Below are 16,198 nucleotides of genomic sequence, written 5' to 3'. Positions count from 1 at the left end.
TAACCTCCATTCATTTCCTTCTGAAACCTAAATGCTCCAAAATATTACATGTTATATTATAGCATCCAGCTCATTTTTTGTCAAAGTATACAAAAAATATTCGAAAAGTTTATTTTTTAACACAAGTTTAGTTTTATAATCTAACATAAATTCAGAAATATCTTTTTTCGAAAACCGGACAAAATCCCCTTTCTTCTTTCATTTGCTAAAGGAATTTTCCACACCAAAAATCTGGCAGAAAATACACCACCAAACACCTTATGCACAATTATTTCCAAATCGTATACAATTTTTTCAACTTATTCATGTGGAAAACTTTACAGCTTGTACATTAGTGATTTCAATCATTTCACGTTTTTTAAAATTTGTCAACAAGGAAGTTATCCACATATTTTGTTCTTTATCCCGCTGCAGGTTGCTTCTACCCGCCGCTCCTAACTTGTCAGATATTTTTTGGAACAAAGCCGGGAATCTGTGATATAATATTATGGTACAAGGCGAGTTGGACCTTCTGCGATTTTCGCATCTGCCCTCTTGCCTTTTTCTATTTCTACATTTTATATTTTTTGATGAGAACGGCTTTACCAGCCGTTCTTTTTATGTAACGAGGTCAATTATGACAAAGAAAAAAACACCCAGCGCCCTTTGTAATCCGGTTATGTTCAGCACGGTCATGAAAGATGAGGAGCTATTCCGAGGTCTTCTCGCCCGCATCTTGCCGAAAAAAAGGGTTCGCAGGCTTCATCTTCACGACTACGAAGATGAAATTCAAATCTTTTCAGCGGAGACGATTCTCCACACTGAGCATTCCATTATGATTAATCCATACGCAAAATCAGTTCGTTTCGACGTCTTGTTTGAAGATGACGACACCTGGTTTGATGTGGAATGTCAAGCTGCCGATACCAAAGAACTTCCTCAGCGCAGTCGCTACTATCACGCTGTTGCAGCGGTCGATTCTCTTGCGCGTGGTCAGGAATATAGGGAGCTTAGACCGGGATATGTCATCTTTATCTGTTTATTTGATTTGCTTGGGCAAGATGAGCCCATCTACTCATTTCAAATGATTGACGATAAAAATCACTTGCATTTAGATGACGGTCAAGTTACAATATTTCTAAACAGTAAGTGCAGCAAAGACGATATTCCTTGCCAATTAAAAAATCTATTTCAGTATCTGGAAGAAGATATTGTGCCAAAGTCAGATTCATGGCTGCTGCGCCTGCAAAGCGCAGTGAAAACCATGGAAAACGAAAAGGAGGTGCGGAGCAGAATGACACTTTACGATGAATGGGTACGAACCGCCACCGCATTTGAAAAATGCAAGCAAATGCTGGAAGAATCTGAAAAGGCTCTGCAGGTTGTTGAAGCTAAAAGGCAGCAGGCTGAAGTCGAGAAAAAACAGGCTGAAGCTGAAAAAATGCAAGCCGAATCTGAGAAGAAACTGATAGAATACCTTCTGAACCAAGATCGGATCGAAGACCTTAGAAAGGCACTAAAGGATCCTGTCTATAAAGAGCAACTATTTGAGGAACTGAATAACTAATGAACAATAAAACACTGCTGTCCCAGCGTTCTTCTTTGAGACAGCAGTGTTTTTATCTTACTATTTTCTTTCAAAAGTTGCCGAAACAACCTTCGCTGCCTGGCGCCGCATCTAACTTTCGTTAGCGCGTTGCAGGCACGGCTTCCGCAGTAGTGCGATTCCAATCAAACTTCGCTTTCGCTTGTTTTCTTGGTCGCACCTCGCATGAGACGTTCCGCCAACCTCTTACGCGGTTGGGGATACGACTTCAGGTAATCTTTCATTCATGATGTTCATCAGGGCGTCAGTTGATGGCAATTCATCTACCATCTTTGCATCAGCCGCAGGGATAAACACAGGATTTACAGGTGCCAGTACGCCGCCCAGTACTTCACCGATTTCAGCATACTTATACAGCGGCAGTGTATCATCCATTTCCAGAGAAATATCTGATTCGTCTTCGAAGCCAAATTCTTCTTCGAATACATTTGCGAGTTCTGCCGCAATTTCCCAGTTGCTTAAGTCAACATCTTCCACAATTGCGGCTTCAACCGGCAGCAGTCTTCTTTCAGTATTGGTGAAAGTGCCGTCAGTGCTTGCTGCACCAGTTCCCGGAATAAATACATCTGCTTTCTTTGCAGTTTCAGTCATGTAAATATCGGAAACCATCAGGAATTCCAGTCCAGCCAGGTCAAATCCAGCTGCTGCAGGATCTTCACCGAAGATAACAAGACCTTTTACGCCTTCCATAGCTTCGGCTCCTGCACGAATGCCCATGTCCACAAGCCCCTGAGAGTTATTCTTTGGCTTCACTGCTAAGATACCGTCTCTAGGTTTTCCGATGTGACCGGACAGCTGCGCAATTTCAGCAACCAGGGCTGCTGCTTCATAGGACAGCACGTTCTGCTGGAAGACAATCATAGCCTTCTTTGCTTTTGCGTACATTTCAGCAACTGCCTTAATTTCATCGCAAACTACAGCGTCTGCAACGGAAGCTGCAAATGCGTCAAAGCCTTCAGCATCGCTCTTCTTGCCCATGTCAATCAGAGCTTTTGCCAGACCCTTTAAGAAAGCAGTGCTATTGTCTGTATCGATAACCTTTTCTGCAAAAGCATAAGAAGTCTGCGCTTCCGGTGTATTGATGGCAACTACCTTAGCGCCTGCTTCAGCAGCCTGCTTGATCTTGTTCCAGATTACAGGATTGTTCTTCTTGATGAAACCAGGTACCAGAATCACTTCTGTGGACAGAAGTTCATCGATGGTATTTGGAGAAGCATCCAGCCCAAGTACATCATCCAGCGCATTCTTTCTGGTGTTGAAACAGAAAGTCTTAGCGCCTGCAATGCGAGCAAACTTCTTCATTGCGTATGCTTCTTCGTTGGTGTATCTGTCAGAAATCGCAACTGCGATAGAATCAGCTCCATTTCTAACTTTTACTGCTTCCAGTTTCTTGGCCGCCATCACGATAGCCTCATGATAATCGGTCATGCGGAAGTCACCACCGTCTTTTACAAGCGGATCCACTTCTTTATCTTCTAATACAGCCACATCAAAGCCCCACTTGCCTTTTCCGCAGCAGATGCCGGCATTGACATAACCTTCTTTAGAAGGATTTGCCTTAATCAACATATCGCCATAGGATTCTAAATCTAAAGTACAGCCAACAGAGCAGAATGCACAAGTTGTTTCTGTAATTTCAGCATCAAGAGGAACTTCCTTCTGTACAGTCTGTCTTTCCTGTAGTGCGCCTACTGGGCAAACGCTGACACACTGACCGCAGGATTCGCATCCGGACTCTGCCAGCGGTTTTTCCAAGTTCGGTTTTACAACAGTATCAAAACCACGCTGTACAAGACCCAGTGCGCCTACGCCCATTACCTCGTCGCAGACTCTTACGCAAAGTCCGCAAAGGATACACTTGTTCGGGTCTCTCACGATGAACGGATGATCATCGGTAAACTCGATCATGTTCTTGTCTCCTGCAAATCTTTCAGGTTCTACATCGTATTCGTTTGCGTAGTCAATCAGCTTACATTCGAAGTAGTCGTGACAGCCGCATTCCAGACATCTGGAAGCCTCTGCCAGCGCTTGATCTTCAGTTAATCCGTCAAAGATTACTTCTGAGAAGTTATCCTTTCTTTCTGCGGCAGAAAGCTGATCAGCTTTCTCTCTACAGAGTCTTTCCCTATCTTCAAAAGTCTCTTCAGTTATATCATCTCTTTCTACAAAGAACGGTTTTTCATAGCTTACAGCTTCGCCGTTCAAGTAGGAGTCGATAACAACTGCAGCTTTACCAGCATCAGCAATAGCTTCTACTGCGATGGAGATCTTGTCATTACCGCAGTCACCGCCTGCAAATACGCCAGGAATGCTGGTCATGAAGGTGTCAGGATCGTATGCGATAGCATTCTTTCTAGTCTTATCTACATCGAAAGCGCTCGCATCTACTGCCTGACCAATTGCCAGAATTACAGTATCTACATCGATGGTTTCCGTTTTGCCCTCTACCGGAATCGGCTTTCTTCTGCCGGAAGCGTCAGGCTCACCCAGTTCCATTACCTGCAGTACCATCTGTTTTACATGACCCTTTTCATCTTTGATGATTTCCAGTGGGTTGGTCAGGTTCTTAAAGATTACGCCTTCCTCTTCACCCTCTTCAATCTCAATTCTGTCAGCAGGCATTTCGTCCTTGGTTCTTCTGTAAATGTTATAAACTTCTTTAGCACCCAGTCTTACAGCAGTTCTGCAAGCGTCCATTGCAGTGTTACCGCCGCCGACGATGGCAACCTTTTCACCGAAGTCGATGTGCTGATTTCTAACAACCTTTCTCAGGAAGTCGATACCGCCGATGACGCCGTCAGCGTCTTCTCCCGGACAGCCAACGCCGGTGGATACCCATGCGCCGATACCAAGAAGCACTGCATCGTAGTCTTCTCTGATTGTATCAAAGGATAAATCTTCACCGACTTTGCAGTTCGGTACGATTTCAACGCCCATGGATTCGATGATTTCAATTTCTGCATCTAGTACTTCCTTCGGCAGTCTGTATTCAGGAATACCGTAGCGAAGCATACCACCCAGCTTCGGCATTGCGTCGAAGATAGTTACTTCGTGCCCCTTCTGTCTCAGGAAATATGCTGCGGAAAGACCCATCGGGCCGCCGCCGATAATGGCTACGGATTTGCCAGTTTCATCTTCGATTTCAGGAACAAATACAACATCCTCCATCATGTCGTAATCAGCAGCAAAGCGCTTCAGGGCAGCAATGCTGATCGGTTCATCTACAAGACCCCTTCTGCAAGCGTCTTCACAAGGGTGCGGACATACACGGCCGATGGAAGCAGGAAGCGGAATTCTATCCTTAATCAGCTCGTTTGCAGCTTCAAATTCGCCGTTTGCAATCAGACCCACATACCCCTGACAATCAGTTCCTGCAGGACATGCCTGTGCACAAGGCGCTTTGCAGTCACCGTTATGGTTGGAAATCAAAAGCTCCAGGTTAGTCTTTCTGGACTCTACGACTCTGTCTGTATTTGTCATTACTACCATGCCAGGAGCAACTGTAGTTGCGCAAGCCTTGCAGAGTTTAGGGTTTCCTTCTACTTCTACAACACAAAGTCCGCAAGCTCCGTAAATGGTAGTTCTTTCATCATAGCAAAGAGTAGGGATAAAAATATCATTATCTCTGGCCACTTCTAAAATGGTCTGTCCAGGAAGTCCAAATACTTCTTTGCCATCAATATTCATTCTGAATTTATTCATGTGTATTCCTCCTCCCTACTTTTTCTCAATAGCGCCAAACTTACAGGATTCTGCACACTTGCCGCACTTGATACACTTAGTCTGGTCAATAACATGCTGACCCTTTACTTCTCCGCTAATCGCGCCGACAGGACACTTCTTTGAGCAGAGGGTACATCCCTTACATGCGTCAGTGATTTCGAAAGAAATCAGTTCCTTACATGCTTTAGCGGTACACTTTTTATTGTAAATATGGTCTTCATATTCGTTTCTGAAATATTTGATGGTAGTCAGAACTGGGTTCGGCGCTGTCTGACCCAGACCGCACATTGCGCCGTCCTTAATCTTAGCCGCCAGCTCTTCAAGCAGCTCGATATCGCCGTCTTTACCTTCGCCGACAGTGATTCTTTCTAAGATTTCCAGCATTCTCTTGGTACCGATTCTGCAGTAATTACATTTTCCGCAGGATTCTTTCTTTGTAAAGTCGAGGAAGTATCTTGCCATGTCTACCATGCAGGTGTCTTCGTCCATAACGATCATACCGCCGGAACCTACGATGGCGCCGGTCTTGTTGATGTCTTCGTATGTAACCGGAGTGTCAATCAAATCAGCCGGAATACAGCCGCCGGAAGGTCCGCCCATCTGAACAGCCTTAAACTGCTTATCCTGTTTGATACCGCCGCCGATACCAAAGATAACGTCTTTCAGAGGAAGACCCATTGGAACTTCCACAAGTCCGCCCTTCTTAATCTTACCAGCAAGAGCGAATACCTTAGTTCCCTTGGACTGCTCTGTACCCATTGCTCCAAAGGCTGCTCCGCCGTTTGCGATAATCCATGGCACGTTAGCGAAGGTTTCTACATTGTTGATGTTGGTCGGCTGCTGCCAGTACCCCTTTGCTGCAGGGAAAGGAGGTTTCAGTCTAGGCATACCTCTCTCACCTTCCAGGGAGGCGATTAGCGCAGTTTCTTCACCACAGACAAATGCGCCGGCGCCAGCTTTGATTCTGAGGTCAAAGTCATAGCCAGATCCAAAGATATCCTTACCCAGGAATCCCTTTTCTCTTGCCTGTTCCATGGCGTTTTCCAGTCTCTTAATCGCCAGCGGATACTCAGCACGACAGTAGATAATACCCTCGGTAGCGCCCATAGCAAAACCGCCGATAATCATACCTTCAATCAGTGCGTGCGGGTCGCCTTCCAGGACAGATCTGTCCATGAATGCACCTGGATCACCTTCGTCAGCATTACATACGATGTATTTGTTCTTTCCAGGGTTTCCTTTTGCCGCATTCCACTTGAACCAAGTTGGGAATCCTGCGCCGCCTCTGCCTCTGAGACCGGAAACCTTGATTTCTTCAATAACTTCATCCTGGGTCATGGAAGTAACAACCTTTTTTGTTGCTTCGTAGCCGCCCACTGCCAGATATTCGTCAATCTTTTCAGGATTGATGAGACCACAGTGTCTGAGAACGACTCTCTTCTGTTTTTCGAGGAACTGTTCATCCTCAGCAGAAATAGCGTATTCTTCAACAGGCTTTCCACCTTTTAAATGCTCTTCTACAATCTTTTCGACTTTCTCAGGCTGTACCTTGACATATCTGGTCATTTTACCAGCATCATCATAAACATCTACAATCGGTTCCAGATAACAAGTACCAACGCAGCCAGTAAAATCGATATCTACGTTTACGCCCTGCTTTGCAATCTGGGCTTCAAATTCAGCTTGGGTTTTCTTTGCACCTGTGGCAATACCGCAGCTGCCCTGTCCAATAATTACTTTCACACTCGCACCTCCTAAGCTCTTTCTTTGATTTCAGCCAGAATCTGCACTACTTTATCCTTGGTAAGATTTCCGTAGGTTTCATCTCCGTCAGCGCTCTGAATCATCATGACCGGTGCTAAAGAGCAGCAGCCAAGACAGGCTACATTGTTCAGAGTGAAGATACCGTCTTCGGTAGTTTCTCCATCCTGAATGCCTAAATATTCGCAAACTGCTTCTTCAATCATTTCAGAACCGTTTACGTGGCAAGCTGTACCTTGGCACAGCATAATCAGATTCTTGCCAATCGGCTGTAATCTGAACTGTGCGTAGAATGTAGCTACGCCGTAAATCTTTGCCGGTTTAATGCCGGTCGCCTCTGAAATGTGATTAATTGCATCGATGGAAAGATATCCATAAATATCCTGGGTCTTCTGTAAAATCGTAATCAGACTGCCAGGAACTTTGGCGTACTTGTCTAAAACCGGCTGCAGTTCTTTAAACTGCTCGTTTCGACTTCCGCCGCAGCAACAACATTTTTCACTCATTTTGTGTTTCCTCCTGTTTCCATGAATTGTTAAAACAAGCATACCTCCGTGGTAAATGATGTGTCCACAAAGGTGGTTTCCCCATTTTGAAACTATAGCTTTAATTATACTTTTTTTTTGAGTGGAATGCAATGGGTTCAGAATTTATTTATTAATTAACAGAAAATTGTTTGTATTTTCACAAACAAGCAGCAGGTCCTGCTAATAGATTGATTCATGGGTACATTCAGCCATCTTCTCTATCTTATGAAACATTATCATTTTTAGTAATGGCATCATAACTTCTATTAATTTTCATATTATTCAAAAATATGTTATAATTTTTCTATGAAAAAAGTAAAACACAAGACACTTTCTGCTTCGTTCATTGTTGCAACAATCAGCATACTTTTAGTACAAATTCTGTTTTTCAGCGTGCTGTATTTTTATGGGAATGAGTATGTCCTGCCAGAACCGCAGCTTCGCAGAATTTCATACGCAGAGTGGAACTGGTATGTTGCACAGCCAAGTACAAATATCTACGATTCTACACTGCTTCAAATATGCGCTTTTAGACCGTATTTGACCCTGACCATGTGGATATTCAATGCTTTTCATATCAAAGCCTGCAAAATCGGGTTATGCATTAAGGTGCTGCTCTTTCTAATTTCAATTTTGGCACTCATTATACCTGCTTTGCTGATGAACTTTTATGTAACGCACTGCATCCTGCCGATGACGCTAATACCACTAGAAATGCTGTCTTTGCTCCTCTCTGTCATATTGATCGTCAATGCAAGAGTGAGCCCTGCTTTATAAGAGGCCGAGGCGGCTGCCTATTTCAGATAAAAAAACCTACGCTTCATATTAAACAGTTTCTGTAAAATATGAAATGTAGGTTTTTTCTCTTTTCCTGCAAAGCTATGATTATTTTCCGCACATGGACATCGCAACAGCAGCAAAGATTTCCACTCCATAAAGAAGCGCATCTTCATTGATATTTAGAATCGGGCTGTGCAGTGTCCCCGTTTCCTGTCCCTCCTGCGCACAGCCAAGCATAAACATTACGCCGGGTATCTCTTCCTGATAATAGGCAAAATCCTCTGAACCCAAATGCGGTCTTTCAATTTGATAGACATCTTCTTTCTTTTCTAAAACCTGTTCTGCTGCATCAATCACCAGTTTCGTAAGCATTCCATCATTATTCACCGAAGGAAATCCCGGTATAAATTCAACTTCACCTTGTCCGCCAAAAGCCCTCGCCGTGTGTTCCACAAGTTCTTGCATACGAGCACGAATTTTCATCTTATCGCCTTTTTCCACACAGCGAATCATGCCCTTCATTTCTACAGTATCAGGAATTACATTGATCGCTTCTCCGCCCTGTATTTGACAAATAGAAAAGGTTGCAACCTGAAAAGGCCCCACATTGCTGCTAAGAATCGAATCCAGTGCAGTCACTACATGAGAAGCCACAACTACTGCATTTACTCCCATTTCGGGCTCTGATGAATGGGCACTCTTGCCATGAACCCTGATTAAAAACTCATCATCTGTCGCAGATAAATGTCCCGGTTTGATGCCGATGGTTCCACAAGGCAGATCAGGCATCATATGAAGTCCAAAGATCCCCTCTATATCCGGATGCTTAAGCCCTCCATCATTAATTACACACTTGGCGCCGCCATTTGCTTCTTCGCCTGGTTGGAATATAAATCTGATGGTTCCATTTAGCTCCGACTTCATCTGAGAGAGCAATAGCGCTGTACCCAGAAGAACAGCCATATGTCCGTCATGACCGCAGCCATGCATCAGCCCTGCCTTCTCTGATTCAAAAGGAAGTCCTGTTTCCTCCAATATTGGAAGTGCATCCATATCCGCACGAAATGCAATTGCTGCGCCTTGCCCTGCGCCTTGCAAATCTGCAATAATCCCTGTTCCACCAATATTCCTGCGCACTTGGTATCCCATATCGGAAAGTGCTGCCGCAATATAATCAGATGTATCAAACTCTTCAAAGGAAAGCTCAGGATGGCGGTGAAAATTCCGTCTCCAAGCAACCACCTTTTCATGATTTTCTTTTGCAAGTTTTTCTATTTCTTTTAAATGCCTCATCCGTTTCGCCCCGTATCTTATAAACTGTGAATTCTTTCCAAAAGCTGCTGCGCAGTTTCACAATTTGCATAAATAAATTTGATCCCCTGCAGCGCTCTGTCATGACGTTCCTGACTCATGGCAGTCATCGCATCTTCGATCATATCCACTTCATACCCAAGGTCTGCCAGGTCACGAATAGAAGTGCTGACACACTGATCTGTATAAAATCCCACCACGATTACTTTTTTAATGCCCAAATTGCGCATTACCCTGTCGATCGGGGTTCCCACACAGATGCCGGAACAGGTTTTATTCAAAACAATTTCTCCATCAAGAGGTTTTGCTTCCTCGCAAAACTCCGATGCCATGCCGCCCGGCGGATAATACATGCCAGCAGATGCGTGCAGTCTACCGGTGTCCTTACCATCAGGAAGCAGCGATTGAATACGTACATGAATCGGGCGAATCCCTTTTTCTCTGCAGGCTGTAAGAATACGCTCAATATTTGAAAGCGCCTTATTTGTATTCTCTTCCAGCTGATCCAAAATCGGCATCAGAGGTTCTGTGTCAATTCCCATGGCACGATAGCCTTCTACAAAATATTCCTTTGTTACACACTTTTGCGCATCAATAATAACCAGCGCTGTATCCTGAGGGTTGATTTCTACAGGTGTGTTATACACTGCGCTTGACAACTGTCCATAGTACTGCGCCGCAAATTCGTTTAAAGCTTTGTTATGATCCATCTCATTTCCTCCTTGTGCATATCATGCAAGTTGTTAAGTTTCTTTGCAATATATTATAGCAAGGACTGTGCCAACTTGTTTTTACCAGGTTTTCCAATATTTAAGCCTATATTTTTCCTGACCCAAGCTCCGTTTTGCAAATAATTGCCGCAAATTATTGCGTTTTTGCAACAAATTGCAAAATCAAATTCCATACTTTTTACATTTATAATATAACGTTCTGATCGGAAGGCCTAAGGCTACAGCTGCTTTATTTTTGTCACCATGGTAAGCATGTATCGCTTGCAAAATGCACCTTTTCTCTGTCTCTTCAACAGCCTCATGCAAATTTACGGGAAGCTCTGCGCCTTTTTCACAAGCAGGCGTTTCCACTTTCTTCATGACTCTGTATTCCCCAAAAAGCGCTTGTTCAATCCCTTGCGCCTCAAGACATGAAGCACTTGGATCAAGATTAATAAACGCTCTTGAAAGAACATTTTCTAGTTCTCTGACATTGCCGTTCCAGTCCTCCTGCTGCAAAAGTGACACAGCTTCTCTCGATATCGACTTAACATCTCTTCCATAAAATTCATTATACTGATGTAGAAGGTATTCAACGATAAACGGAATATCCTCCTTCCTTTCCCGAAGGGGCGGAATATGCAAAGGAAATACATTGAGCCGATAATAGAGATCCTCTCTAAAACTTCCGTCTTCTATCATCTTTTCCAGAGGCTTATTAGTAGCGCAAATAATTCTCACATCGACTTTAACTGGTTCTACTGCCCCTACCGGCATGATTTCTTTTTCCTGCAGCGCCCGCAGCAGTTTCACCTGCATTCTGGGAGAAACATCACCAACCTCATCCAGAAAGAGAGTTCCCTTGTCAGCCTCCTGAAAAAGCCCCTTGCGTCCGCCTCTAAGGGCTCCTGTAAATGCACCTTCCTTGTATCCGAACAATTCACTTTCAAGCAGCTCCTCCGGTAAAGAAGAACAATTAATTTTAACAAACTTTTCATTTCTTCTCGGACTGTTATTGTGAATCGCATTGGCGAAAATTTCCTTACCTGTACCGCTTTCCCCTCTAAGCATAATTGTTGCTGGCGTCATGGAGGCAACCTTTGCTGTTTCAACGATATGAAGCAGGCAAGCACTTTGACCGATAATATCTTTAAAGGTGTATCTGGTCTGCGCCTTGCGCAACTTTTGATTCACACGATCAAGTTCACGCTTCAACCGATTAACATCGGATATATCATGATATACAATGACCTTTCCAATGGGGACATTATTTTCAAAAATATCCTGACCGTCTGCTACAAGCTCCGTGCTGCTGCGCCGAATCATCTTTTCATACGCCTGATTCGTATAAAGAGTTCTGCCCTTAGTATCTTTAATACAAACTGCATTCTGCATCACATCAAGAATCATGTGGCTGTGCAAAATCAATGCTTCAAGCCTTTGGTTCATCGTGCTCCCTCTTCTTTCCGCTAAAATCAATTTCCGTTACAAAAAGTGCTGCCATCATAATCACTGCGCCCAGATAGGATTTTACAGTCAGCACCTCTCCTGCAAAGAAATACGCCACCACCGCTGCAAAGACCGGTTCCAGGGTGAAGATAATGCCCACGTGAGCAGCCGTAGTATACTGCTGTGCAATTGCCTGCACGATAAAGGCAACACCGGTGCAAAATATGGAGAGAAAGATTACACTGCCCCAGATCATCGGCGTCGTCGGCAAATGGGGCTGTTCAAAGATAAACGACATAACAAGCATATAAACGCCGGTTACGCCAAGCTGGAAAACCCCCAGCTGAAATGCGTCAACCTCTTCATGTGAAACCGCTTTCTCCGTCAGTATCAGATCGATGGCATAAGCCGTCGCACCTAAAATACAAAGAAGATCACCTCGCAGATTTGCCATATTGATAGAAAAATCGTCCTTTAAAGTCAGCATCATAATACCGATAAGACTCATGGTCACTGCAAAGATGATTTTTTTCTGCGGCTTTTTCCTGAGCACCAGAATTTCTATAATCGGCACGAAAATCACCGTCAGAGCGCAGAGAAATCCCGAATTTGAAAGAGTCGTATATTTGACGCCAAAAGTTGCACCAATATAAACAAAGACCAGTACCGACCCAATTAAAAGACTGTATTTCAGCGTCTGTTTATTGATACCTTTCAGTTTTCGCAAGCTCAAAAGCCCGCCGATAACAAAGGCGCCCAAGAACCGGTATGCGTTGAGCGTAAACGGTCCCATATCTGTCAGCGAAACATCCATCAAATAATAAGATACGCCCCAGCAAAGGGTTACCAGCACCAGCATCATATCCGCCCGCAATTGTTTGTTCATTTCCGCAAAATCTCCTCGAAATTAAATACCTGCAATAAATAGTTCTAACGCCATCTGACTGTCTAAAAGCCCCATTTTAATCTGCCTGTCCACTTCATAAATCGCTGACAGCGTTTCCTTCAGTTTTTTCTGCGTATACTTGCCCGCATAAGGCATCAGTTTCTTAATTCGAAATTCGCTGCCGCCCAGTTTCTTGTGCATAGCGGAAACATCAAGCCCGTCATCCCGCAGTTCCTTAACAGCAAGCAGCAGTTCAAACTGGGATACAATGACCCCAATGATAGAAAACGCATCCTTGCCGCTGTATAAAATGTTATATAAAATCTGAAAAGCTTTGTCCTTTTTGTTGGCAGTAATCGCATCCAGCATATCGAAGACGAAAGTTTCCAAATCACCACTGACCGTGCGCAAGATGTCCTCTTCTGTGATTCGAACTCCATCGCTGTGCGCGATGACTTTCTGGATATCATTGGCAAAGTGAAACAGTCTGTAATCACTTTCCTTGTTAAAATATCCCGTTTCCTCGATAAGCAAAGAAAGCACGGCAGGACCAATCTCAACCCCCGCCTGCTTAAAACGCTTCTTTGCAAAGGAAGAAAACTCCGCCTTATCTATTTTGTCAAAGTCATAGCACTGCGCAGACTTTTTCAGCGCCGCGGAGAGCACCGTAGTCATCTTTACCTCTTCTGCCGAAAAAATCAAAATAGTCTGTTCATTGCTTTCCTTAATATAATTTGCAAGTTCTTTGATCTCCTCTTTGGAAAAACCTCTGGCACTGTCGCTCAGCAAAGGTTTAAAATTCCTGACCCAGACAATGCGGCGTGCTGAAAACATGGAAAAAGTCTCAGCAGCTTCTATAATCCTGCTGCAGGAGGCCTCCTCGCCCTCGAGAAGTACATAGTCCATAGACGTCGTCGCCGGATTGACATATTTCTTAACCAGTGTCTCCACTGCCCATTTTACCAGATACTGTTCTACGCCATACATCAAAAGAACCTTCTCAAAAGTTTCATTCTTTAAGTGCTCTGAGAAGACCTTAAAACTGTGTTTTACGGGTTTTTTGTACATACTGAAAGTTTACCTCGTTTATCTATAATTCCAACGGCTCCATCTAAATCCGTTCTATATACCATTGTATCAGATTTCCTTAATTTTTCAATGACCTTCTGGCTTGGATGTCCGTAATTATTTTTCCCAACACCGATGACGGCAATGCGGGGACGTACTGCTGTCAAAAAATCATCACAGCTGCTATAGGCGCTGCCGTGGTGCGCTACCTTCAAAACGTCCGCCGAAAGCTTATCTGTCCCCTGATATTTTTCAAGGAGCATCCTCTCTCCTTCCTCGGTAATATCTCCCGTAACCAGTACGGTAAAATTTTCCAGATGTACTTTAAAAATCAGGCTGTTCAGATTTTCATCACTTTCATCCAAAGACGAGCTTTTATCAGGCCAAAGGATTTCAATCCATTCCTTGTCACCAAGACGAATCTTCTGACCAGCCCTTCCCTTGGTCAGCATATGCGCAACCGAATATACCTCTTTCAGCTGGCAAAGCCCCAGATAGTGATCTGTATGAAGATGGGTTGCCGCCGCAATATCCAGAGAGGAAATCCCATTTTTTAGAAGATAAGGTTTCAACGTCTTTTCGCCAACATTGTATCGAATGCTTCCTCCCCCATCCAACAGCACCTGCCTGCCGCCTGCGTCTTTTAAGTGAATGCAGTCGCCCTGTCCCACATCAACAAAGACTACTTGCGCCTTGTCAAAAGGGCTTACACTTATCACTGCAGTCATTGCCACCGCTATACCTATTAGACTTGCCGTTTTACCCAGAAGTTTCCAATTTTTTCTCCGCAAATAGACTGCAAAAAATTCTGAGGCAAGTAAAAAGCTGCACCCGTAAAACAGCACCAGCAGCCAGAGCGGCGGCGAAACTGTATCGAAAGCCAATTTTCCACCTGCACCAAAAAAATGATTCACTTTTATCATCATCTGTACCAGTCCTTCCAGCACCTGCCCACAGCCAGGAAACACCATACCAGAAAATAGATAGACAAAGAACGCTCCGGTTCCAAGAGGTACAATGACGGATGCCAGAAAGACCACCGGAATATTACAGAAAAATCCTGCGAGAGAACAAACATTGAAAGTATATGCCATATATGGCAAAAGCCCCAGCTGCACGCTGAGGACTGCCGCTGCACTTTCTTTCATATACCGCTGAAGTATCGGTGCAAAAAATGCCATAGAAAGAACTGCAAGAAACGACATTTGAAAACCCGCTCCAAAGATCACATACGGATTTTTCAGAATAGAAAAAAAAGCTGCTGCTGAAAGAGCAGTCAGAAGGTCATACCGTCTATGCAGAAATTTTGCTCCCATGGAAAGCAAAATGAGAAAAATCGCTCTGTTCACCGAAATCGACCACATGGCAGCTGTGCCGTAGATAAGAAGTAATACGATAAAAGCTGCTGTCAGAAATCTGCTGTTTCTCTTTTTATTTATGGCGCAATATAAACTGTATAGCATGCCGATATGTAGACCGCTGACCGCAAGAACATGAGCGGTTGCATTTTTTCTGAATTCTTCATAGGTTTCCTCATCCAGCTCCTTCGTGTCACCAAAAAGAATACCTCTGAGAACGGCTGCCCCGGACTTTGACATAGAAAGATTTTTAATCAGCTGTTCCCTCTTTATAAATATTATGCTTTTCCCCTTACTCAACAGACTATCCGGCTTTTGTACAATGCGAAAGGAATCCAGCGTGGTGATGTAATGAATGCCCTTGGATTTTAAGTAAAGCTGATAATCAAAGGTTCTCGGATTAGAAGCACTGCGGGGAATTTCTGTCTGGGCCGCAAAAGAAACAGTGCAGCCCAGAAGCTGTTCGTAATGTTCTATCCTCTGATAATAGCGGCACAAAAGCTTTTCCCTACCGATTTGGCAGTAAATGCGATACTGGTCATCTTTAATTTTATCAATCTCGGTGACCACTGCTGAAAAGTTCTCTGCGCTTTCCAAGCTTTTTGAAAAAAGACTGCTGCCCGCTTCCATCTTTTCTAAAGACAGCAAAAGTCCCCCTGCCAGAAAAGATACCAGCAGAAGTAAATAAAATTTTTTTCGCGCCCTATCGCTCTTTACACAGATGAATGCACACACCGCCGTACAGACAATTGCCGCAGGCAGCTGAATCTTTTCGAAAAACTGCATGCAAACAATACCGCAGATAACAGCTGTCGTCATTGATAATAGTTTTCGTCTCATGGTTTCCTCACAAGACGCACAAGTTCCATTTATAGTTTAATCAGTCACTGTGGTATATTCAAGTTATTATCAAGAAATTACTGTGAAATTTGGTATAAAAAGGAATAATAAATTTGAGAAAATGGTCAATTGCCAAGGTGAATTCCAGTTTGCCTAAGTAAATGTCAGGTACGCAAGAATGGAGGATGTAAAAAGCTATG

11 protein-coding genes are annotated in these 16,198 nt (G+C 43.8%); 2 read left to right on the top strand and 9 right to left on the bottom strand.

What is annotated here, in order from left to right; translation table 11 throughout:
- The first annotated feature begins 616 nt into the window (after positions 1–616).
- Positions 617–1,546: an Rpn family recombination-promoting nuclease/putative transposase gene (locus tag D1151_RS13725; protein ID WP_161909273.1), complete on the top strand. Its 930-nt coding sequence runs from the start codon at positions 617–619 to the stop codon at positions 1,544–1,546.
- A 225-nt stretch (positions 1,547–1,771) separates the two neighbouring features.
- Here the strand turns inward: D1151_RS13725 and D1151_RS13720 are convergent, their stop codons facing one another.
- From D1151_RS13720 to nuoE, 3 genes are read right to left on the bottom strand one after another with little or no spacing between them, the layout of a single operon-like run.
- The gene (locus tag D1151_RS13720) at positions 1,772–5,287 is read right to left on the bottom strand and encodes an FAD-dependent oxidoreductase (protein ID WP_161909272.1); all 3,516 of its coding nucleotides are present in this window, start codon (positions 5,285–5,287) and stop codon (positions 1,772–1,774) included.
- A 15-nt stretch (positions 5,288–5,302) separates the two neighbouring features.
- Positions 5,303–7,051, bottom strand: coding sequence for an NADH-ubiquinone oxidoreductase-F iron-sulfur binding region domain-containing protein (locus D1151_RS13715; RefSeq protein ID WP_161909271.1), 1,749 nt, complete (start codon positions 7,049–7,051; stop codon positions 5,303–5,305).
- An 11-nt stretch (positions 7,052–7,062) separates the two neighbouring features.
- Positions 7,063–7,575 (bottom strand): NADH-quinone oxidoreductase subunit NuoE, encoded by a 513-nt coding sequence (gene nuoE / locus D1151_RS13710; RefSeq protein ID WP_161909270.1) that lies wholly within the window; start codon positions 7,573–7,575, stop codon positions 7,063–7,065.
- Positions 7,576–7,902: 327 nt separating this feature from the next.
- Between nuoE and D1151_RS13705 the strand changes: the two genes are divergently transcribed.
- On the top strand, positions 7,903–8,373 hold the full coding sequence (locus tag D1151_RS13705; protein ID WP_161909269.1) for a hypothetical protein: 471 nt from the start codon (positions 7,903–7,905) through the stop codon (positions 8,371–8,373).
- 108 nt (positions 8,374–8,481) lie between these two features.
- Here the strand turns inward: D1151_RS13705 and D1151_RS13700 are convergent, their stop codons facing one another.
- The 6 genes from D1151_RS13700 to D1151_RS13675 form a co-directional block, all read right to left on the bottom strand.
- Positions 8,482–9,669, bottom strand: coding sequence for a M20 family metallopeptidase (locus D1151_RS13700; RefSeq protein WP_161909268.1), 1,188 nt, complete (start codon positions 9,667–9,669; stop codon positions 8,482–8,484).
- Positions 9,670–9,686: 17 nt separating this feature from the next.
- On the bottom strand, positions 9,687–10,397 hold the full coding sequence (locus tag D1151_RS13695; protein ID WP_161909267.1) for an isochorismatase family cysteine hydrolase: 711 nt from the start codon (positions 10,395–10,397) through the stop codon (positions 9,687–9,689).
- 183 nt (positions 10,398–10,580) lie between these two features.
- On the bottom strand, positions 10,581–11,846 hold the full coding sequence (locus D1151_RS13690) for a sigma-54-dependent Fis family transcriptional regulator (protein WP_161909266.1): 1,266 nt from the start codon (positions 11,844–11,846) through the stop codon (positions 10,581–10,583).
- Positions 11,830–12,732: a DMT family transporter gene (locus D1151_RS13685; RefSeq protein WP_161909265.1), complete on the bottom strand. Its 903-nt coding sequence runs from the start codon at positions 12,730–12,732 to the stop codon at positions 11,830–11,832. The genes D1151_RS13690 and D1151_RS13685 overlap by 17 nt, the downstream gene beginning before the upstream one ends.
- A gap of 21 nt (positions 12,733–12,753) precedes the next feature.
- Positions 12,754–13,800 (bottom strand): DNA polymerase III subunit delta, encoded by a 1,047-nt coding sequence (gene holA / locus D1151_RS13680; protein ID WP_161909264.1) that lies wholly within the window; start codon positions 13,798–13,800, stop codon positions 12,754–12,756.
- Positions 13,782–15,998, bottom strand: coding sequence for a DNA internalization-related competence protein ComEC/Rec2 (locus D1151_RS13675; RefSeq protein ID WP_161909263.1), 2,217 nt, complete (start codon positions 15,996–15,998; stop codon positions 13,782–13,784). The genes holA and D1151_RS13675 overlap by 19 nt, the downstream gene beginning before the upstream one ends.
- Positions 15,999–16,198 lie beyond the last annotated feature (200 nt).

This window comes from Emergencia sp. 1XD21-10 (assembly GCF_009936045.1).
Taxonomy (GTDB): domain Bacteria; phylum Bacillota; class Clostridia; order Peptostreptococcales; family Anaerovoracaceae; genus Senimuribacter; species Senimuribacter intestinalis.
This window is presented reverse-complemented; position numbering and strand designations above follow the sequence as displayed.